Raw genomic sequence first — 21,991 nt, 5'->3', positions numbered from 1 at the left:
GAAGGAAATTCTCTCTCATAAAGTTGAAAAAATTTACTTTGAAAAGGATATGATGAGCAATTTTAGTACACATATTATCCCGGTTACACCTTTTCAACAAAATTGCACTTTGCTTTTTGATAATGAAAAAAAAGTGGGGGTTTTAGTGGATCCTGGTGGTGATTGGCTTCAAATTCAAGAAGTTATCCAAAAGATGGGCGTTGTCGTTGAAGCTATTTGGATAACACACGGGCATTTTGATCATGTGGGAGCGGCAATGCAAGCAAAAGAAGCTCTTGGTGTTAAAATTATCGGTTCACATCAGGGTGATAAACCTGTGATGGATGCTACGTTTGAGAGTGCAAAAAGCTACGGTATTACTGATGCACGCAATTGTGTTCCTGATCAATGGTTGGAAGATGGTGATACTCTTCGTTTTGCTGAACATGTGTTCACTGTTTTTCATACACCTGGTCATTCTCCTGGTCATGTCATTTATTTCAATGAAAAACAACGTTTTGCTCTCTTGGGTGATGTGCTTTTTCGTGGTTCTATTGGACGGACGGATTTCCCTTTCTGTTCTCATGAAGCGTTGATGAAATCACTTCGAGAAAAAGTTTTGCCTTTAGGCGATGATGTCCGTTTCATCTGTGGGCATGGACCAGGTAGTCACTTAGGCTATGAGCGGCAATGGAATCCTTTTCTTCAAGAATTTAATGCATAACCAGAAAAACACTTTAGAGTGTTTTTCTGGTTACTTAAACTTCTTTAGTAGCCTGCAACAGAAGTTAATTTACTGGAGCATAACAAAAGTGCTCTCGTCCGTCACTACCTCGAAAAGTTCCTGTTTGGGGATTGAACGAACGGTATTTTTTCTTACAATATTGAAGCCAATTATAAGTTTGTGATTGCTGGAGGGGACGATATGTTGTTGTTGACTGAACTTCATAAATAACCTGATTTTGTGGAACTGTTTGATAAATTACTTGGGGTTGTTGTGGGGCTTGATAAATGATTTGTGGCTGTTCTGGCTCTTTGAAAATATTACTAAGAATTGCACCTGCAGCAAGACCAAGAATACCTGCAGCTAAAGCATCTCCTGAGTTTTTGCGAGATCCATAATGCTTGTGGGTATGATGATGATGTGTTGTCGTATTGCGTTCACTATAATGATATGTTCTGTGCTCAAAATGACGATGATGATGTTGGCTTCCTGTATAGGCTACACGTTGAAGAGAACGACGATGAGAAGAAGGAAAAGAATGAGAAGAGAAGTGAGAATCAACTTCTCTCTTCACACGATTCATATGATCATCTATTTCCTTTTGTACACCCTTCATATGATCATCTATTTTTTTTTCTATACCTTTCATCGTCTTCGTGATAGTTTCATCTTCATAACTCCATGTATCTGCAAGCGTTGTGCTTAGTGGCATAAAAACAGTTACATTTGTCATTGCTGATAATACCGCTAATTTGATTATTTTTTTCATAGCGATGCTCCTTATTATGTAAATTCGCATTTTTTCATATTCTATACGTGTTAAACTGAACACAATCTGAACGGTTTGTGATTTATTTTGACAAAACGAATAAAAAAACCTTTGGATAAATATCAACACAAAATCATGACAAAAGTTTGGTTTAAAGAAATATACTTTGCTTATTTTCATTTATAATATTGTATTGATCTTTATTAACTTTGAATATGTTAATAAAATTTGGTGTAAAACCGTCTTTTTATTTTTCTTTTATTAAAAAACTTGAAAAATTAACGAATTAAACGTGAAAAAAGAGAGCACTCTTGTTATCATGCTACAAATTTTATTCAATTGCCTGTTTCATGAGAATATTCTCTTGTTTGATGGTTTTGTAAGAAGCTGATTATAAAAATTAGGTTTAGACTCTATATTTATGGCATATAGGGTGTTTAGGAATATGGAAGAGATATTTTTTGATTTGGTTGTTCCTGCTTTAAAGTTTAAAAATATTTTAGGGAGGTCTCTGATCACTTTTATGAAAAGATCATTATGAGAAATGTTTTCTTATACCATTTCTTTGTTAGGTTGTTTGCTCAATTCGGGCAGAATTGGCATTCAAGCTATTCATTTATGGGATGGTGTTATTTATGAATGATATCTTATTAAGACTTTAGAGAGCAAAGATTTATTTTAAACTGCTTGGCAGCTTTAGGTTATTGATTAGTCCGAATTTTTCTTGTGTTTTTTGTTGTTTTGTTAAGAGTATTTTTTGAGAACTTTTTTACTTTTCGATTTTCCAAAATACCAGTATCCATTGTTGGCCCCATGTGATCAAGATCTGGCTTTGTAAAAAGATTTGCTTGTATCATGGGTTCAGGGATAGATTGTTCACTATGATGTGTTAAAGGATCGTTTGCTAATGCGAGTTCTATTTTCTGTAGTTCTTTAATTTCATCACGAAGTCGTGCTGCTTCCTCAAAGTTCAGATCAGCGGCTGCTTTACGCATTGATTTTTCGAGATATTGAATATGGGTTGTTAAATTATTGCCAACCATATTATTCTGCCTAATAAAATCAGGAAGTTTTCTAGGTGTATGGTGAGTTTCTCCTCCTGAATTGAGAATATCGTCGATATTTTTTCTGATACTGGTGGGAGTAATATGATGTTCTTCATTATAGGCTATCTGTTTTTGTCGACGTCGTTGTGTTTCTTGTAATGCTCTCTCGATAGAGCCAGTAATGGTATCAGCATAAAGAATAACGCGCCCGTCTACATTGCGTGCAGCGCGTCCGATTGTTTGCACAAGTGAGGTTTCAGAGCGTAAAAAACCTTCTTTGTCTGCATCTAGAATGGCAACAAAACCGCATTCTGGAATATCCAAACCTTCTCGAAGCAGGTTGATGCCAATGAGAACATCAAAGGTACCAAGCCTGAGATCGCGAAGAATTTCAATACGCTCTAATGTATCAATGTCAGAATGCATATAGCGTACTCGAATAGCTTGTTCGTGGAGATATTCTGTCAAATCTTCAGCCATACGTTTGGTCAGTACAGTGACTAAGGTACGGTAGCCTTTTTGAATTGTTTTACGAATTTCGTTTACAACATCATCGACTTGGTTAGAGGCGGGGCGTACTTCTGTTGGTGGATCAACAAGCCCTGTTGGGCGAATAATTTGCTCAGCAAAAATGCCGTGAGATTGTTCCATTTCCCAGCGACCAGGTGTTGCGGAGACAGCAATGGTTTGTGGGCGCATAGCATCCCATTCTTCAAAGCGCAGAGGGCGATTATCCATACAGGAGGGTAGCCGGAATCCATATTCTGCTAAGGTTGCTTTTCTGCGAAAGTCACCTCTGTACATGCCACCAATTTGAGGAATCGTGACATGGCTTTCATCAATAAAAACAAGAGCGTTGTTTGGAATATATTCGAATAAGGTTGGTGGTGGTTCTCCAGGTTGTCGTCCTGTTAAATAGCGTGAATAATTTTCAATTCCTGCGCATGAGCCGGTTGTTTCTAACATTTCTAAATCAAACATTGTACGCTGTTCTAAACGTTGCGCTTCTAAAAGCCGTCCTGCTTTGTTCAATTCATCAAGACGTTGAACCAATTCCATTTTGATAGCTTTCATGGCTTGATTTAATGTTGGTCGTGGTATGACGTAGTGTGAATTGGCATAAATTTTAATGGATTGAAGCTCAGCTGTTTTTTGTCCTGTGAGAGGATCAAATTCAGTCATTGTTTCTATTTCATCACCAAACAGTGAAAGTCGCCAAGCACGGTCTTCAAGATGGGCAGGAAAAATTTCGATGGTGTCTCCTCGGACACGAAAAGAACCACGAATGAAGTTTATGTCTTGTCGGTAATACTGTTGAGAAACTAAATCAGCTAGGAGTTTTCGCTGATTGATTTTATCTCCTTTTTTTATTTGTAAAGTCATGGCTGTATAGGTTTCTACCGAGCCAATCCCGTATATACAGGACACAGATGCCACAATAATGACGTCATCACGCTCTAAAACAGCGCGTGTTGCAGCATGGCGCATCCGGTCGATTTGTTCATTAGTAGAGGATTCTTTTTCAATATAAGTATCAGAGCGTGCAACATAGGCTTCGGGTTGATAATAGTCGTAATAAGAAACAAAATATTCGACAGCGTTGTGAGGAAAAAAACTTTTAAATTCTCCGTAAAGTTGTGCAGCTAGAGTTTTGTTTGGTGCTAAAATGAGAGCTGGACGCTGGGTTTTTTCAATAATTTTAGCCATTGTATAGGTTTTTCCTGATCCGGTAACTCCTAAAAGCACTTGGGTCCGTTCATTTTTTTCAATACCCTCAACCAGAGTTTTAATGGCTTGAGGTTGGTCACCTGCTGCTTCAAAGGATGTTTTAAGTTGAAAGGGAATACCGCCTTCAGATTTTTCAGGACGAACAGGGCGGTGAGGTGTCCATAATACACCATTCTTAAAAAGAGGATTTCCTGAAGCAATCAGAGCAGAAAGAGCTTCCACTGTTGCTGTGACACCATTTTTCATTGTTGCATCCTTTGATAGCGAAGTGTTCATGATTTTAAAGGAAATAGCAAATTTTACAACTTAATCGCGATAACAGAAAAACGTTCCGGAGCAATTTTATTTCAGCGTCTTGAATCTTTCATAGGATATTCATTGCGTTTTGAATGTGAAATGCGCTCTTTCGATATTTGGTGCGTGATGACATTTGTGGCTTTTCATGTTCATCATTTTTCTTGCATTATGATGTTGTCTTGTAGAGTTTTGGTTATTCCCATGGGGTGTTATGAAAATGACTGTGCGCCTTTTGTTTTGTGACTGAAAACCCTGTGTATGTATGATAAAGATCATTGCCATCTTTAAATGAAAGGTAACGAGATGATACCCAACCTGTTTGGGCATTATATTTAATATGGCACCAATTTCCTTTACAGGTTTGCACAAATACCAATTCTCCGGCATGGATTAAACCACGAAGGGCGTGCGTTGTACTCGGTCCTGTTCTCAAATTAAGATTTCTTGTGACAACAGCATCCGCGGCTCCGGATACGGTTGTGGCTAAAAAGAGAGGGCCAAACACAAAAAAAACTACGAACTTTTTCATTTTTCTGCAGAGGATTCCTTTAGAGATTTCCTTTCCTTCTCTCTTTATACAAGTTAAGTTATGATAAAACAGCAAGAAATACAATTATTTCTTCTGAAGGATTTTGAATGGTGAGGGCGAAATTTGATCTTTTAGACGCCTAAATTATGTGATGGCTTCAATATAAAAGTGGTGAATGCTTTATCCTCTTTTTTATTTTTGTATGGAAAACGGGGATGCTGTACTATATAATAGAAAACATTGTGGTTTTCGGATTCCAAAAGTCATTTTGGAAGCCGTTTTTTGTATTTTATTGAACCTTCCGTGTAACAGAAAGGGACGGATTATGGAAAAAGTTCCGATGACTACAGCTGGTTTTGAAAGTCTTAAAGAAGAGTTACGTTGGCGTCAACAACAGGAGCGTCCACGGATTATTGAAGCAATTTCTGAAGCGCGTGCCCATGGTGATTTGTCAGAAAATGCCGAATATCACGCTGCTAAAGAAGCACAAAGTCTTAATGAGGGGCGTATCAATGAGCTTGAGGATTATATTGCGCGGGCAGAGGTTATTAATGTCTCCCGTCTTTCCGGTGATAAAATTAAATTTGGAGCCACTATCAAGCTTTTGGATGAAGATACTGAAGAGAAAAAAGTTTATCAGATCGTTGGTGATCAAGAAGCTGATGTGAAGACTGGTAAAATCTCTATTTCCTCGCCTATTGCACGTGCACTTATTGGGAAACAAGAGGGTGATGTTATTGAAGTGAATGCACCAGGTGGTGCGCATAATTACGAAATTATTGAGGTTCAATACATCTAAATTGTTATGCGTGTATCTTTGCAAGAAACGGAGATTATTGCTCCTCACTTTAAAAAACGTCTATCAGGAGTGACATCAACCGTTATTCAGCTCATTCCTTTGCAACGAGAAGAAGGTATACTTATATCTACTTTTGGATTTGGATTACCTAAAAATTTACCGGCTCTTGCCTTTAAGGACCTTTTCGGGTTTTGGAAAAGCCCGGTGGGTAGGCCGTTTCGTATTTGGCATGCACGGCGCAATATTGAGATGCTTTGTGGCGTTTTTTTGCGCGATGTGTTGAGAATGAAACTTAAACTTGTCTTTACATCGGCTTCTCAACGTCATCATAAATCTTTCACCAAATGGTTGATTCGGCGTATGGATAGGGTGATTGCGACCAGTGTCCGTACGGGAGCCTATTTAGAAGTACCTCATACAGTTATTGTGCATGGGATTGATGTTAGGCGTTTTTCTCCCCCCAAAACTCTTGATGATGGCTTTGCTTCGTCAGGACTTCCTGGAAAATATGCGGTGGGGTGTTTTGGGCGTCTGCGCTATTCAAAGGGTACTGATTTGTTTGTGGAAGCAATGATCGCTTTATTACCGCGCTATCCTGAGTGGACAGCACTTATTGCTGGTCGAACGACAGAACAACATTATAACTTTGAGAAAAAATTACGCCAAAAAATTGCTGAAGCGGGTTTGGATCATCGCATTGTTTTTCTTGGTGAGCTGCTCAATACACCTTTGTGGTACCGTCGTTTGTCGCTGTATGTCGCACCTTCTCGTACAGAAGGGTTTGGTTTAACCCCTTTGGAGGCAATGGCATCACAGACAGCTGTTGTAGCGAGTGATGCGGGAGCTTATAAAGAATTGGTGGTGGAAGGAACAGGAACAGTTGTTCAAGCAGGGGATGAAGATGCTTTAACGGCAGCAATTGAACCTTATTTTGCTGATTTACAAAAAACAATAATGGCCGGAGAAAAAGCTTTAGCGCATGTGCGTACCCACTTTCCTTTGGAAAAGGAGGCTGCAGCCATTGGGAGCGTTTATGCGGAAATATTTGCGGAAAAAACACTTTAAATATATCCGGGTTGTGGTTTGAGTCGTGAAATGGATGCATGATCTTGAAAAGTTTTCTCTCATCACCCAAGTCAACAACAATCATAAAATATTATTTCACAAAACGCATCATATTCTTATATGCTATGATCGTAGGTGGTCAAAGTTTTTGATAAGAGACTTGGAAATTTATACCTCTTGAGGGGGGTGAAGGGTATCGTAGGATTACAGAATCGCGGTGGTGTTTTTTGATTTTAGCAATATTGTATCAGAAAAGAATTCTTTAATGCTTTCAAGCCTAACGGTTGTGGGTGTCTCTTGGTAGCTATTGAGCTTGTGTCATTGCTTTTAGAGTACCGGCTTTATGAAAAGAAATTTTATTTGAGAAGATTATGCGCTATTCTTTTTAGGGGAGTGGGATGGTTGTGTATTCTTCAATAATAAAAATTGATAGCAGGGAAACTGTGATAAAAAACATTTTTATTCAAAATTTCTGTGTTTGTTCTCGATCAAAAGTTATTGGTAAAATATACTGGAATATTATGTGAAATAGTTCCCTTTTTGATTAAGAGAAGTTAATGAATAAGAATGTTATGAGACCATAATATGCTTGAAAAGTTTTTGAATGATATTTGACAATTCATGTTTTACATCTTTTTAAAGAATGGCTTATGCATTAGGAAAGATTATTCAAGAATCTCATTTTGTATGAGTGTTATACTGCTTGTATGACTTACGTGTTTAACGCTCTTTAAAGATTCTTTTATTGATTGAAGAAGGGCTTAGTTTTAGAATGTAAATTATTTGTCTTTTAGAGCTTTGTTCATTTTTCATTTGATGCTGTACATTAGAATTGTTCACGCCAAAAAGCGGGAATAAAAAGTACGAATATCGTTATAATTTCAAGACGTCCAGCCAGCATGAGAAAACTTAAAATCCATAAAGCACTATCATTGATTGTAGAAAAATTGCCAACAGGACCGATAATATTTCCAAAACCTGGACCGATATTGGAAAGAGCGGTCAGGACTCCTGTAAAGGCAGAAGTAAAGTCAAGTCCGGTTGTAAGCAAAAGTGCTGTGCCAATGAGAAGAAAAAACATGTAAAGACAGACAAAAAATAACACTGCTTTAGCAACATCACTTGAAATGTTTAAATGATCGTAGCGTGCTTTTACAATGACATTGGGAAAAAGGAGCTTTTCTATATTTGTTTGTGTAATACGCCAAAGGATAATGAGGCGATTGATTTTCATTCCACCAGAGGTAGAACCCGCACATCCACCTGTAAAAGAAACAAGGAAAAAAATACCAAGAGCAAAAGGACCCCAAAGTTGATAATCTTCAGCGCTATAACCAGTGGTACTGATGATGGATGTGATATGAAAAATGACATCAAGAAAAACTAAATAAAAAGCGCGATGATCATGAAATTTTAGCCATGCTGCTAAAGCAAAGCTGAAAAGAAAAACAATATAGAGAAACACAATGACTTGCGAATCAATGAAACGTTTTGAGCGGCCAGGAAGTACTAATTTAACATAAAGTACGAAGGGTAGTGCAGAGAGCAACATAAAAATTGTTGAAATGATTAAGATGGCTGGTTTGTCAGAAAAATAGCCAAAAGAGGCATCGTGAGTTGAAAAACCAGCTGTTGCTATTGTGCTCATTGCATGATTAATGGCATCAAATAAACTCATGCCAGAAGCAAAATAGGAGAGCATACAAGCCAATGTTAGTCCAACGTAGGCTATGATAATGCCGTTAGCAATTTGGTTGATGCGAGGCAATATTTTTTCGGATTTATCTGATGATTCCATATGAAAAAGTTGTACTCCACCAACACGCAGTGAAGGCAACAACAATAAGGCTAAACCGATAAAACCAATGCCTCCAATCCAGCATATAAGAGAGCGCCATAACAAAATACTGCGTGATAAATTATCAAGACCGTTAAGTACTGTGGAGCCTGTGGTGGTAATTCCAGAGACGGATTCAAAAATTGCTCCTGCTAGGGAAATGGGAAGAGGAGAAAGGTAAAGAGGTAGGGCACCAACGATACTGCCTGTTAGCCAAAGACAAACAGTAAGCATAAAACCAAGTCGTGCTGAAAAACGACAGGTTGCACCTCTCGTTGCTAAAAGAATCAGCGTTGCCAACATGGTGGTTATGGCGCAAGAGTAGAGAAAGCTTATCCAATTATGGTTATTGTCGTGCAAATCGAGAAAAATTGGCAGAAGCATTGCTCCTCCCATGATTAAGGCAAAACGTGCACAAACATTGATGATAAATTGAAAAATGATCGTTCCCTATCTTTGTATCATTTTCGTTACGGTTTTATGCCCATAAAAATTTACGTTTTTCTCTTTATACCATAAAAGATCAACTTCTATATTAAGCATGCTTTGATGTATTGGCAATCAATGCCTTTTCATCAAACTGGAAAAGAAGTACATATATACCATAATTTAGGCTGTTGAAATTTTTTTTTAAAGGCTGCATTTCATTATAGTTTATAGAATAATTAAGTAAGAAAAAGTGTAAGGGGATTCTATGGTACAATCGCATATTCGCCTGCTTATTATTGGCTCTGGTCCAGCTGGTTATACAGCGGCGGTCTATGCGGCGAGAGCAATGCTCAAGCCCGTTTTAGTTACTGGTTTGCAGCAGGGGGGGCAGTTGACGATTACAACTGATGTGGAAAACTATCCAGGTTTTGCTGATCCTATTCAAGGACCGTGGTTAATGGAACAAATGGCAAAACAAGCTGAAAATATGGGGACAAGAATTATCTATGATAGTATTACAAAGGCTGATTTATTGAAGCATCCTTTTACCTTATATGGAGATTCTGGAACGCAATATTGTTGTGATGCTCTTATTATTGCAACGGGGGCACAGGCGCGCTGGCTTGGTCTGGAAAGTGAACAGACTTTTATGGGAGGAGGCGTTTCTGCTTGTGCTACATGTGATGGTTTTTTTTATCGTGGTAAAGATGTCATTGTTGTAGGGGGGGGAAATACAGCCGTTGAAGAAGCTCTTTATTTATCGCATTTGGCTAAGAGTGTAAGTGTGGTTCATCGGCGTGGTTATTTTAAGGCAGAAAAAATTTTGCAAGATAGATTATTTGCTCGCGATAATGTACGTGTTATTTGGGATCATGTCGTAGAAGAAATTGTTGGTGTACCAGCCCAAGATTCAAAGGGAGCTGTTGTAACAGGCGCACGTCTTAAAAATATTAGAACCGGTCAAGAAATGAAGGTGAATGCAGAGGGAATATTTATTGCCATTGGGCATGATCCCGCTGTTTCTTTGTTTGAGGGGCAACTGAAACAAAAAAGAGGCGGTTACTTATGGACAGAACCAGATTCAACGGCAACAAGTATTGCTGGGGTTTTTGCTGCTGGAGATGTCACAGACGAAACATTCCGCCAAGCTATAACGGCAGCGGGAAGGGGATGCATGGCGGCATTGGAAGCAGAACATTTTTTAGATCTAAAAGCATAACATTTATTGAAAAAGTAAAAAATAAGAGGTGAGTTTGTGGCGTCACCATTGGATTGGGATAAGTTAAGGGTTTTTCATGCCGCCGCAGAAGCTGGTTCTTTTACCCATGCTGCTCAAAGGCTTCATTTATCTCAATCAGCCGTTTCACGACAAGTTTCAGCTTTAGAGCAAGAGGTAGGGGTGCCCCTGTTTCAGCGTCATGCACGTGGTTTGATTCTCACCGAGCAGGGTGAAATTCTTTATCGAACAACGCATGATGTTTTGATGAAGCTTGAAAATGTCCGATCGCAATTAAGTGAAAGTTGTGAAAAACCAACGGGACATTTGCGGGTTACATCGACTTTCGGAATGGGGGCGGGGTGGATTGCAGAGCGTATGCCAGAATTCTTAAGTCTTTATCCTGATATGCGGATTCAGCTTTTGCTTTCTGATGAAGAACTTGATTTAACAATGCGTCATGCAGATTGTGCCGTTCGTCTCCATCAACCTCAGCAGCCCGATCTTATCCAAAGAAAACTCTTTACAATTCATATGCATGTTTATGCTTCGGAAAACTATCTTGCAAATTATGGTAAACCAGAAAAGTTATCTGAACTTGATGCGCATCGTATTATTTCATTTGGTGAACCTGTTCCACATTATTTGTCTGGTTTAAATTGGCTGGAAAAGGCTGGTAGAAGTGATGGATCTTTGCGCTCTTCAGTTCTGCGAATCAACAATATTATTTCAATTAAGAATGCGCTTATGCGTGATCTTGGTATTGCGGTGCTTCCTGATTATATCGTCAATAATGATGAGCGTCTTGTGCGCCTTTTCCCTGATATGGTGGATATTCCTTCTTTTGATACCTTTTTTTGTTATCCTTATGCTTTGAAGAATTTGGCAAAGCTAAATGCTTTTCGAGATTATATTTTTTTAAAAGCACGTCAGTGGTCTTTTTAATGAAGCACTCTTGAAGAGCTATGTGTTTAATGCATAGCAGGTGCGCATAAGTCTTTATTGTACTTTTTCTTATAAAATGACATAGAAGGTTATCTCTTGATTATGTTGCCTCCCATTGCATTTTCTTGAGTGTTCCCTTACGAAGATCTGTCAGATTGATTTTATCTCTGGGGATTTTCTAAATTTGCCGGACATTTGTCCGGCTTTTTTTTAGTTTTTTGCTTCTATCTAACAATGTGAATGTCTTCAAAGATGATCAAAAGCTCAAAAAGTTCTAGGCACATTGTATGATGGAGAAAATATTGGGATTATTATGACCATTTCAAAAGACAAAAGGTTGGCGTGAAAGGCGTGGTATTTGTAGTGCACAATTTTGTTTAATGTTATGATTTTTGTTGAGGATATGTACTTTACAAGCATGTAAAAGCATTGTGGTCATCATTGAAGCTCACTGTAAAATTCGACAAGAGATATGTTTGCTTATAGAGTAAAAATAGCCAACAGTATAAGTTTTCATGAGGGAGAAAAAAGATAGAAATATACTTGATAAGAATATCATTTTTTAATGACTTATATTTTTATCTTACTCGTGTGAAGAGGGCTATTTCTTTTATTTCGTTCTTGGTATAGGTTATTGCGCAGTTTTCCCCATAGATATTTTCTGTAGAATCCATTTGTTTTCACTATAGTTCAACTGCCAAAAATCTTTCAGAGAGACTAGTGGGTAAGAAAATTGTAACGATAGACAAGCAGCGTATTTTAAAGCAAACTATTACAAAAGCGTTGAATACGTGAGCAAGCTTCTGCAAGTAATTCTTCTGATGTTGCATAAGAAATACGAAAAGCAGGTCCAAGTCCAAAAGCAGAGCCATGGACTACAGCGATTGATTCTGCCTCCAAAAGTGCTATGACAAAATCTTCATCATTCGTGATAATTTTACCTTCAGGTGTTTTTTTTCCGATAAGCTCTGCACAGGAAGGATAAACATAAAAGGCTCCTTCTGGTGTTGGACAGTTAATACCGGGAGCTTGGTTTAACATGGAAACGACAAGATCACGGCGTGTTTGGAAAATACTTTTATTTTGAGCTATAAAACCTTGTGGACCATTGAGTGCTTCAACGGCAGCCCATTGAGAAATAGAACTGGTGCCAGATGTTTGTTGCCCTTGAATGGTATCCATGGCTTTAATTAATTCTCGTGGTCCACCTGCGTAACCAATCCGCCAACCCGTCATGGCATAGGCTTTAGAAACACCGTTCATTGTGAGTGTGCGCTCGTAAAGCTGTGGTTCCACCTCGGCTGGTGTGACAAAAACAAAACTTTCATATGTTAGATGTTCATAGATATCATCGGTGAGGATATAAACATGCGGGTATTTTACTAAAACATCTGTTAGTTTTTTTAATTCGTCATGCGTATAAGCGGCACCAGATGGATTTGAAGGCGAGTTAAAGATGAACCACTTCGTTTTTGGGGTAATGGCCGCTTCTAGCTCTTGCGGTTGAAGTTTATAAGAAAATTCGGCTTTTGTTTCTATAAAAACAGCTCTCCCCTCGTTGAGGGTAACCATTTCTGGATAACTGACCCAATAAGGGGATGGAATGATGACTTCATCCCCTTTATTTAAAGTTGCCATCAATGCATTAAAAAGAATTTGTTTGCCACCGGTAGCAACAATAATTTGCTCTGGTTGGTAAATCAGATTGTTTTCTCTTTTAAATTTTGCTGCAATTGCTTGGCGTAATTCTGGAATACCGGATATGGGGGTATATTTTGTTTCACCACGTCGAATAGCCTCAATCGCAGCATTTTTGATATTATCGGGTGTATCAAAATCCGGTTCTCCTGCACTTAGAGCAATAACATCACGTCCTAACGCTTTCAAATTACGTGCTTTTTGGGAAACAGCAATTGTTGCAGAAGGTTTGATACGGGAGAGCCGATCGGCAATGAAAGCCATAATTCTAATCCTTATACGATATCAGCAAATGATTGTTCATTTGAAAGCATTCTATAAGAGATTGCTTGGTATGCAATAAAAAATTGCAGGGAAATTGTGAGGCTTTGTATAGCTTAAGTAAAATTTGAAATAAAGATGGATAAGTGGTAATATTCCACTTACAGAAAAGGAATATTATCAGAGAGAAAACTTATATTAAGAGTAGAGATTTGCAAGAGATGTATGATTTATTGGGAAAACTGCTGTGATTGGTGTAAAGACAGAAATCTTTCTCATCGTTTTATTGAAGATATTTATTTTAAAAATGAGAAATTAATGGTGAGATTTTCTTCTTTCCGCAGGCTTAATATCCATAAATATTTTATGTATTTTGATGTCAGACAAAAGGGCTAGAATCAAGATTTTAGGAGAACTTAAGGGCTATCAGTGTAAATTGTTTATGGATGATGCTTTTGTCTGTGCTCATCTCAGCCCTCCTTTCTTGTTCAAATCACAAAATCTCGCATAGCTATGATGAAGAGTTTTTAAAAGAATGAAGCGGATTTTGCATGGTTTTCATGTTGCCAACAATTTTTGTCTTTGAGAGCTTTCATAAGGAGTATTTTTCCTGCTTTTATTCATATGCAAACTCTTCTGGTGATATGCAAGGAAATGGCTTTGATTGTTTCAATATAAGTGCGTTTTAATCAAGGAAATTTTATGATGTTTAGTTTTTTTATTCATTCTGCAAAGATATAGTTATGGTTATAAATCAATATGTTATCATGTAAAATGGATATTCTGTCGAACGCTTTTTTAATAAAACCAATAATTAAGATGTCTTTTTTTGCGATTCAAAAACTGCTTCTTTTACGGGATTTTTATATCATCTTTTAATTTTTTTTTGGCTTAAGAGTTCGAGTAGAGTTTGAGAAATTTTGTTTCAAGTACAGAATCTGTGATGTCTGTGAAGATTTTGTAAAAAAGCCGTTCGTGGTAGGTTATGAAAGATTTAAAGGGAAAAACAAGAATAGCTTAGATTTTAGATTATTGTGTAATATCAAAAGCCAGTGCTTTTTATAAAGATCAATTGTGCTTTTGCAAGAAACAAAAAACTCGCCCCTGAAGGCGAGGATTTTGTATTGATATGTAGCAGAATTTAAAAAATTAAAGCGCTGCAAGGTTGCCAGCGGCAAATTTTCCAGAACGACGATCTTGAAGAACATCATAAGAAACTTTTTGTCCTTCATTAAGATTGTTTAAACCAGAACGTTCAACAGCGGAAATATGTACAAAGACATCTGCACTTCCATCACTCGGCTGAATGAAACCAAAGCCTTTTGTTGTATTAAACCACTTAACTGTTCCTGTAGACATAGGAAACTCCTTAGAATATATAATTGTATTATGTACTGAAGTCACAAAGTGCTTCTATACGGTTTTAGATCGAAATTAGGTGGGAGAAGTTTCGCCGAAAGTGCAGAATGCACAGGAAAGAAAGTCACATAACCGAAAGTTCGATGAGACTTAATATAAAAGTCTTTGGGATAAAAAGCAAGCCTTAATCGGTATTTTTACAAATAAAAGGTTGCAAGAAAATATAAAGGGACTATTCATATGTTTGTTTAAAGGTATATCTTTTAAGGTATTCAAGCCCATTTTATAATGGTATCTGCGAATGGTATAATGGTAAAATCATATCACCATCTTTACCTTTATGAAGGGGCAAGACGATACTATCATATTCTTTATCAGCTGCCAATGTTGCAGGTTATCTTCAGTAGCTGAGGCGATTCGTGCGAGGTATTTTTATTCTTTTTCTTTAAGTCTTTTGGTTTATATGCGCATGCCGCTTGTGATGTGTGCACAAGTGATTTTAATTTATGCAACATATACAGATTTAAAATGAAAAAATTCTATGGTATCAAAGTCTCCCATTCAAGTTGCAAAATAATGAATTATCATTATCAATCAACGCATTGCTTATGTTTCCTCATAGTGAAAAAATCAAGAGAAATAACTTTGTAGTGAACGTACTTCAAGGCTGCTGTTTTTAAGTGCTTTGATAGCTTCCACTGCAGCTTGTGCTCCAGCTATTGTTGTATAATAGGGAACTTTTTGCATGAGTGCGGCATGGCGTAATGATTTGGAGTCTGAGATGGCACTGGGCGTGCTGGTTGTATTGAAAATTAATTGAATTTGTCGATTGCGAATGGCATCCTCAATATGAGGATGTCCTTCTAGAACTTTGTTAATTTTTTCTGCTTCTACATGATGTTCGGTTAGGAATTTTTGTGTTCCACTTGTTGCTAAAACAGAAAATCCCAGTTTCGTTAAAAGTTTCACGGGTTTTAAGATGTGTTCTTTATCTTCATCTCTCACAGAAACGAACAAAGTTCCCTCCTTTGGGAGCTCAATACCGGCTCCAAGTTGGGCTTTAGCGAAAGCAAGGGCAAATTCATAATCAAGTCCCATAACCTCACCAGTTGAACGCATTTCTGGACCAAGAAGCGTATCGACACCTGAAAAACGTGCAAAAGGAAAAACAGCTTCTTTGACAGCAATATGTGGTTTTTGTTGAGGAGAAGGTAAGCCTCCATAAGCTTGAAGAGCTTTTTGAAGCGTTTCTCCTGCCATAATACGCGCTGCTATTTTAGCAATAGGGCGACCAATCGTTTTTGCGACGAATGGAACAGTACGTGAGGCTCGGGGATTAACTTCTAAGACGTAAATTGTGCCATCTTTAATGGCATATTGTACATTCATTAAGCCACGAACATGAAGTGCTTGTGCTAATGCTTTGGTTTGATGTTCCAATTCAACGACAATTTTATTGGGAAGCGTATGTACTGGTAGAGAACATGCCGAATCACCAGAATGGATACCAGCTTCTTCAATATGTTCCATAATGCCAACAACCAGTGTTTCTTCTCCATCGGATAGGCAATCGACATCAACTTCAATAGCATCGGTTAGATAAGTATCAAATAAAAGTGGATTCTTATCAAGCAAGGTATTGATCTGTTCCGTTTTATCATTTGCATAACGGGCTTTGATATCCTCTGGAATCAATTCAGTTACATTTTCAAGCAAATATTTTTGCAAACTACGCTCATCACGGATTATTTGCATAGCACGTCCTCCTAAAACATAAGAAGGGCGCACAACCAATGGAAAGCCTAGTTCATGGGCGATGAGATGTGCTTGATCAATCGAATGCGCTATACCGTTTTTAGGCTGTGTTAAGTGAAGCTTGAATAACAATTTTTGGAAGCGATCTCTATCTTCAGCTAAATCAATGGCGTCAGGTGAAGTCCCTAAGATGGGGATATTATGTTTTTCTAGGGCGCTTGCTAACTTCAGGGGCGTTTGTCCACCAAATTGAACGATAACTCCAACCAATTCACCTTTTTTCTGTTCTGTTTCTAAAATAGCGATAACATCTTCTGTTGTTAAAGATTCAAAATAAAGACGATCAGAGGTGTCATAGTCTGTCGAGACGGTTTCAGGATTGCAATTAATCATAATAGCTTCAAAACCGGACTCACGGAGCGCAAAAGCAGCATGACAGCAACAATAATCAAATTCAATGCCTTGTCCGATACGGTTTGGTCCACCACCTAAAATGGCAATTTTTTTGCGTTCAGAAACCTGTGCTTCTGAGTGTTCTACACCTGCAAAGGGAACTTCATATGTCGAATACATATAGGCTGTAGGAGAAGAAAATTCAGCTGCACACGTATCAATCCGTTTGAAAACATGCTTAACATTAAGTGATTTGCGCAAAGCAGCAATATCATCGGCGTTTTGTCCTGTAAGAGTGGCTAAACGCGCATCCGAAAATCCCATGGCTTTTAACATGCGTAGATTGTCTGCGTCTTGGGGCAAGCCATAGGCGCGGATGCGCTTTTCCATTTCAATAATGGAGGCTATTTGCCCTAAAAACCATGGATCAACTTTGCTGATTTGATGAATTTCATTTAAGGGTAAGCCCGTGCGCATTGCTTGGGCAATGTAGCGCAAACGATCAGGACTTGGTATTGCAATGGCAGAGCGTATGGAACTTTTTTCATCACCTTCAGCATGTTCTGGAATGGTAATTTCATCAAGACCGGTAAGACCTGTTTCAAGCCCCCGGAGCGCTTTTTGCAGAGATTCCTGAAAAGTGCGTCCAATTGCCATCACTTCTCCTACAGATTTCATCGCAGTTGTTAAGACAGGTGATGAACCAGGAAATTTTTCGAAGGTAAAACGGGGAATCTTCGTAACAATATAGTCAATAGAAGGTTCAAAGGATGCTGGTGTTGCTCCACCTGTAATATCATTTTTTAATTCATCAAGTGTGTAGCCAACAGCTAGTTTAGCCGCTACCTTGGCAATGGGAAAACCTGTTGCTTTTGAAGCAAGCGCTGAAGAGCGGGAAACACGAGGGTTCATTTCAATAACAATAAGGCGGCCATTTTCGGGATTAATAGCAAACTGTACATTGGACCCACCTGTTTCAACACCAATTTCACGTAGAACGGCAATTGAAGCATTGCGCATAGTTTGATATTCTTTATCCGTTAAGGTCAGGGCAGGAGCTACAGTGATCGAATCACCGGTATGAACACCCATGGGATCAATGTTTTCAATGGAACAGACAATAATACAGTTATCGTTCTTATCGCGAACAACTTCCATCTCATATTCTTTCCACCCCAAAACACTTTCTTCAATTAAAACCTCTGTTGTCGGCGAAGCTTCAAGTCCGCGTTCAATGATTTCATAAAATTCAGAACGATTGTAAGCGATACCACCACCGGTACCGCCAAGGGTGAATGAGGGACGAATAATCGCTGGAAGACCAACAATATCAAGAGCTTGAACTGCTTTTGCTGTTGCATGTGCGATATAATGTTGTTTACGTTCTGCTTCTGTTTGTCGCCAATTACGCTCAAGCTCTTCTAGCGCTTGGTCAAGCGTATCACCAGAAAATTTTTCTTTAAGTTCATCACGCGTTTTTGCATGCAGTCGGCGATTTTCTTCTTTGAGTTCTGTTGCATTGGCTAACATAGAACGTGGTGTTTCCAAACCAATTTTTTCCATCGCTTGGCGAAATAAAGCTCGATCTTCCGCTTTATCAATCGCATCCGCGTTTGCACCTATCATTTCAACATGATAGCGGTCTAGGATACCCATACGCTTTAATGATAAAGCAGTGTTGAGAGCTGTTTGTCCTCCCATAGTTGGCAGAAGGGCATCAGGACGTTCACGAGCAATAATTTGTGCAACAATTTCAGGAGTAATGGGCTCAATATAAGTTGCATCAGCTAAATCTGGATCTGTCATAATAGTGGCAGGATTAGAGTTAACCAAAATAATTCGGTACCCTTCTTCTTTTAATGCTTTACAAGCTTGTGTGCCTGAATAGTCAAATTCACATGCCTGCCCAATAACAATAGGTCCTGCTCCAATGATAAGAATAGATTTTATATCTGTGCGTTTTGGCATGGTTTCTCCCTATGACAAATATCCGTAGGTGATTGCGGCAGACAGTTAAATTTTAAGGCTAAAATAGTTTTATAGGTGAAGTGACAAAGAAAGTAAGCACTAAAATGCCTTTTCCATGTTTTTTTTTCATAGAGTTGGAGGTCAATGTCTTCTTTGCGGGATGATCAACTTTATATGTATATAAAAATATAAAATTTACTAAAAATAATAGTATATGGATCATGTTTAAGATAAAATTCTAATAAAATAGAAATAATTCTTGTCAAAGATAATATAATTTACCATAATCACTATGTTAGTTAGTGTTTTTTTATTATAATACTTTCTAATTTATTTTTTTTAGTAAAAATATTTAGATTTAAGGAAGTGTTATGCATAAATTCCTACAAAAATTATAATTACAAATTTCAAGTTTATGTTTATAAACGAATAAAGTAATAATTTTTTATAAAAAAATATATTTTTATTGTATAACTTACACAAATTTAAATATTGATCTTCATAATTTCACTACATATATTGATATATGGGAGCTCATCATAGGTTATTGGAGAGCTCTTAAAACAATAATTCCTGGTGTTTTTGCAACATAATTCATAAAAGGCGAGTCAACGACCTTTTTATTCTCTTTTCGTGAGGAAGCATTTCGTAGCATAGGACCATGCTCTGTCATGATAAAGAAGCCCACATGTGTTACATCTAATCCAGCAAGTTTGGTATAAATACCAATGAAATCACCAGTTTGTAAATGGCTTATAACCTCTTCATCAATAAAGTTACTTGGGATATAGGTTATATTGCGTTTAACAACTGGTAATCCAGGAAGATAGTTTCCACCATCAGCTTTTTTATTGAGATATTTTTCAATGTTTATTGCATTAGGACTTATTTGGGCGGTAATATCAGTAGCAAGTTTGTATTCTCTATAAGCCCAGTCAGTAAAAAAATGCTTTCGATTTAAAAAACTAACGTTACCATCAACATAACGTGTTCGTATGACATCATCAATGAATGCTGTTTGTGATGTTGATTTCCGTAATGCTTCAACATAGTCTAGATAAGTGAAGCAATCTAAACCTCTAAAGTCAATAATCAGTTTTTCCGGTGTATTTTCTGAACCATGTAACATGTTTGCCTGGTATGGTGTTCCTAAAAAAGCTTCAGAAAGTAAGCCAATCATTTTACCTGTTTCATGGTGGTTTGCTTGTGAGCGTTTTTTGAGAAGATCATTTAGTTTCTCTAAAGTATACGAGTCTAGCTTTACTCTGATTATTTGTTGTGTCTCCATATTGTTTTTTGCAATATCTTTGTTCGTATGAGAAGCCCGAACATCATATCCTGTAGCAAAAACTAAGATTGAAACTAATTGGAATATTTTTCGTACTCTATACATCATTTTTTATATGTTTCTCTTTGAGCGATTTATATGTGCAGATGCGATATTTTATTTTTCTGGTGGCTCTTTTTATGGAGAGTTTTGGTGTGCTTGTTGTTGCTACGATAGTTTTTATCTTATGAGTATGCTCATTTGTTGGAATTCTTGCTGGTAAAAATATTTTCCAAGGTAATGTAAAAGATAAACAGTCCTACCTCAAATAGACTTTACACTTTTTTTTGCCTTTTATCAAAGTAATTTTAGGGAGGTAGGATTGCCATTTATTGTACTGCAAAGAGGTCTGTTTGTGAGATAGCAAGAGGATATCATTTGAGGAAAGGAGCCCAATGAATTAAGCATTCAGTTAAGCTATTTTTTTATAGTTCATAATAAGATCACAGAAGTGTTGAAAGAGATAGTGACTGTCTTGGGGGCCAGGGGAAGCTTCAGGATGGTATTGAACAGAAAAAACTGGCTTTCCAATGATCCGGATACCACAGTTTGAACCATCAAAAAGAGAAATATGTGTTTCTTGAACATGTTGTGGTAAAGATGTCCTATCTACAGCAAAACCATGGTTCATCGAGACAATCTCGACTTTTCCAGTATTAAGATCTTTAACAGGGTGGTTGGCACCATGATGCCCTTGGTGCATTTTTATAGTTTTCGCGCCAACCGTGAGAGCAAGAAGTTGATGGCCCAGACATATACCGAAAAGCGGTAGATTGTGGGCAATCAATGTTTTAATCGTGGGAATAGCGTATTGCGCTGTAGCAGCTGGATCACCTGGTCCATTGGAAAGAAAAATACCATCAGGCTTCATTGCTAGAATTTCTTCTGCACTTGTGTGGGCGGGCACAACGGTAACGCGTGCATTTTGTATCGTCATAAGACGAAGAATATTACGTTTAATGCCATAATCGATAGCAATGATGTGAAGATTGTGCACAGTATTTGTCGTATATCCTTTATTCCATTCCCATGGCTTTTCGTCCCATTGCCTTGATGATAGAGATGTAACTTCTTTTGTAAGGTCGAGATTGACAAGACCGGACCATTGCTGCGCGCGTTCGTGTAAAGAAGGGATATCGAAATTCCCTTCAGGATTATGTGCGATGACGGCATTTTGCGCACCTTTTTCACGAATAAGAATGGTTAGTGCGCGTGTATCAATACCACAAAGTGCAATAATTTTACGTGCTTTGAGCCATTGATTAAAGTTTTCATTGGCACGGTAGTTAGAGGGATGGGTAATATCTGCCTTAAAAATAGCACCAATTGCACCATGACAGCTGGGAGGAGTGAGATCTTCAATATCTTCACTATTTGTCCCTACATTTCCTATATGAGGGAAGGTGAAATTAATAATTTGTTGCGTATAGGATGGATCTGTGAGGATTTCCTCATAGCCTGTTATGGCAGTATTAAAACACACCTCACCTTCAGCAATACCCGTAGCACCGGCTCCTTTCCCTTCAATAACTGTTCCATCGGCTAATACTAAGAGGGCTGTAGGTTTATTTATACTCCAAGGATCAAGAGATGTGATGGTTTCTGTCATAGTGTGCGTCCACAATTTATTTTTTGAAAGATATAATGATCAACGTTACATAAAAAGCACAACCATAACAACTGTTGTGTATATTGTTTTTATAAGGGTTCATCTAAGAACGACAAGTATAAGTATCTTCTGTGAAGAGGTAAAGTCCTGTTTTGGATTTTCCAAGGTTTGGATGATCATTATTTCTTGTGCATTGTTAAGACATATGAAATTGGCTAGGGAATGCCGTTTCATTTGAATCACATTGGATGATAAATT

At 37.8% G+C, this 21,991-nt stretch carries 14 protein-coding genes; 5 read left to right on the top strand and 9 right to left on the bottom strand.

Annotated features, from left to right (window positions below):
• The first annotated feature begins 52 nt into the window (after nucleotides 1-52).
• Nucleotides 53-703 carry an MBL fold metallo-hydrolase gene (locus PVV69_RS02685; protein ID WP_273756358.1) on the top strand — a complete coding sequence of 217 codons (651 nt, stop codon included), beginning with the start codon at nucleotides 53-55 and terminating at the stop codon, nucleotides 701-703.
• Nucleotides 704-767: 64 nt separating this feature from the next.
• Here the strand turns inward: PVV69_RS02685 and PVV69_RS02680 are convergent, their stop codons facing one another.
• The 3 genes from PVV69_RS02680 to PVV69_RS02670 form a co-directional block, all read right to left on the bottom strand.
• Nucleotides 768-1,472 (bottom strand): BA14K family protein, encoded by a 705-nt coding sequence (locus PVV69_RS02680; RefSeq protein WP_273756353.1) that lies wholly within the window; start codon nucleotides 1,470-1,472, stop codon nucleotides 768-770.
• A gap of 701 nt (nucleotides 1,473-2,173) precedes the next feature.
• Entirely contained in the window at nucleotides 2,174-4,492 is a 2,319-nt protein-coding gene (uvrB, locus tag PVV69_RS02675; RefSeq protein WP_273756352.1) for an excinuclease ABC subunit UvrB, read from the bottom strand.
• Nucleotides 4,493-4,736: 244 nt separating this feature from the next.
• A complete protein-coding gene (locus PVV69_RS02670) occupies nucleotides 4,737-5,072 on the bottom strand; it encodes an SH3 domain-containing protein (protein WP_273756351.1) in 336 nt (111 codons plus the stop codon).
• Between the two features lie 325 nt (nucleotides 5,073-5,397).
• On the opposite strand from PVV69_RS02670, the gene greA reads away from it, so the two are divergent.
• Nucleotides 5,398-5,871, top strand: coding sequence for a transcription elongation factor GreA (gene greA / locus PVV69_RS02665; RefSeq protein ID WP_273719806.1), 474 nt, complete (start codon nucleotides 5,398-5,400; stop codon nucleotides 5,869-5,871).
• 6 nt (nucleotides 5,872-5,877) lie between these two features.
• Nucleotides 5,878-6,936 (top strand): glycosyltransferase family 4 protein, encoded by a 1,059-nt coding sequence (locus PVV69_RS02660; protein WP_273756350.1) that lies wholly within the window; start codon nucleotides 5,878-5,880, stop codon nucleotides 6,934-6,936.
• Between the two features lie 826 nt (nucleotides 6,937-7,762).
• Here PVV69_RS02660 and PVV69_RS02655 read toward each other — a convergent pair.
• Entirely contained in the window at nucleotides 7,763-9,157 is a 1,395-nt protein-coding gene (locus PVV69_RS02655; RefSeq protein WP_273756349.1) for a TrkH family potassium uptake protein, read from the bottom strand.
• Between the two features lie 310 nt (nucleotides 9,158-9,467).
• Here PVV69_RS02655 and trxB point away from each other — a divergent pair, with 310 nt between their 5' ends.
• Nucleotides 9,468-10,421, top strand: coding sequence for a thioredoxin-disulfide reductase (gene trxB / locus PVV69_RS02650; RefSeq protein ID WP_273756348.1), 954 nt, complete (start codon nucleotides 9,468-9,470; stop codon nucleotides 10,419-10,421).
• Between the two features lie 36 nt (nucleotides 10,422-10,457).
• Nucleotides 10,458-11,363, top strand: a complete 906-nt coding sequence (locus PVV69_RS02645) for a LysR family transcriptional regulator (RefSeq protein ID WP_273719810.1) — start codon at nucleotides 10,458-10,460, stop codon at nucleotides 11,361-11,363.
• A gap of 759 nt (nucleotides 11,364-12,122) precedes the next feature.
• On the opposite strand, the gene PVV69_RS02640 is transcribed toward PVV69_RS02645, so the two are convergent.
• The 5 genes from PVV69_RS02640 to carA form a co-directional block, all read right to left on the bottom strand.
• Nucleotides 12,123-13,325, bottom strand: a complete 1,203-nt coding sequence (locus PVV69_RS02640) for a pyridoxal phosphate-dependent aminotransferase (RefSeq protein WP_273756347.1) — start codon at nucleotides 13,323-13,325, stop codon at nucleotides 12,123-12,125.
• A gap of 1,146 nt (nucleotides 13,326-14,471) precedes the next feature.
• Nucleotides 14,472-14,681, bottom strand: coding sequence for a cold-shock protein (locus PVV69_RS02635; RefSeq protein ID WP_005864850.1), 210 nt, complete (start codon nucleotides 14,679-14,681; stop codon nucleotides 14,472-14,474).
• A 630-nt stretch (nucleotides 14,682-15,311) separates the two neighbouring features.
• Entirely contained in the window at nucleotides 15,312-18,797 is a 3,486-nt protein-coding gene (carB, locus tag PVV69_RS02630) for a carbamoyl-phosphate synthase large subunit (protein WP_273756346.1), read from the bottom strand.
• Between the two features lie 544 nt (nucleotides 18,798-19,341).
• A complete protein-coding gene (locus PVV69_RS02625; protein ID WP_273756345.1) occupies nucleotides 19,342-20,193 on the bottom strand; it encodes a DUF1460 domain-containing protein in 852 nt (283 codons plus the stop codon).
• Between the two features lie 343 nt (nucleotides 20,194-20,536).
• Nucleotides 20,537-21,733, bottom strand: a complete 1,197-nt coding sequence (gene carA / locus PVV69_RS02620) for a glutamine-hydrolyzing carbamoyl-phosphate synthase small subunit (protein WP_273756344.1) — start codon at nucleotides 21,731-21,733, stop codon at nucleotides 20,537-20,539.
• Between the last annotated feature and the right edge of the window lie 258 nt (nucleotides 21,734-21,991).

The sequence above is a fragment of the Bartonella sp. MM73XJBT genome (assembly GCF_028618465.1).
In the GTDB taxonomy this organism is placed as follows: Bacteria; Pseudomonadota; Alphaproteobacteria; order Rhizobiales; family Rhizobiaceae; genus Bartonella.
The sequence above is the reverse complement of the archived record's forward strand: the minus strand, read 5'-3'. Positions and strand labels throughout refer to the sequence as shown.

Coding starts and splice junctions, on each gene's coding strand:
- PVV69_RS02685 (WP_273756358.1), top strand. CDS start 53: ATGAGCAATTTTAGTACACATATTATCCCGGTTACACCTTTTCAACAA.
- PVV69_RS02680 (WP_273756353.1), bottom strand. CDS start 1,472: ATGAAAAAAATAATCAAATTAGCGGTATTATCAGCAATGACAAATGTA.
- uvrB (WP_273756352.1), bottom strand. CDS start 4,492: ATGAAAAATGGTGTCACAGCAACAGTGGAAGCTCTTTCTGCTCTGATT.
- PVV69_RS02670 (WP_273756351.1), bottom strand. CDS start 5,072: ATGAAAAAGTTCGTAGTTTTTTTTGTGTTTGGCCCTCTCTTTTTAGCC.
- greA (WP_273719806.1), top strand. CDS start 5,398: ATGGAAAAAGTTCCGATGACTACAGCTGGTTTTGAAAGTCTTAAAGAA.
- PVV69_RS02660 (WP_273756350.1), top strand. CDS start 5,878: ATGCGTGTATCTTTGCAAGAAACGGAGATTATTGCTCCTCACTTTAAA.
- PVV69_RS02655 (WP_273756349.1), bottom strand. CDS start 9,157: ATGCTTCTGCCAATTTTTCTCGATTTGCACGACAATAACCATAATTGG.
- trxB (WP_273756348.1), top strand. CDS start 9,468: ATGGTACAATCGCATATTCGCCTGCTTATTATTGGCTCTGGTCCAGCT.
- PVV69_RS02640 (WP_273756347.1), bottom strand. CDS start 13,325: ATGGCTTTCATTGCCGATCGGCTCTCCCGTATCAAACCTTCTGCAACA.
- PVV69_RS02635 (WP_005864850.1), bottom strand. CDS start 14,681: ATGTCTACAGGAACAGTTAAGTGGTTTAATACAACAAAAGGCTTTGGT.
- carB (WP_273756346.1), bottom strand. CDS start 18,797: ATGCCAAAACGCACAGATATAAAATCTATTCTTATCATTGGAGCAGGA.
- PVV69_RS02625 (WP_273756345.1), bottom strand. CDS start 20,193: ATGATGTATAGAGTACGAAAAATATTCCAATTAGTTTCAATCTTAGTT.
- carA (WP_273756344.1), bottom strand. CDS start 21,733: ATGACAGAAACCATCACATCTCTTGATCCTTGGAGTATAAATAAACCT.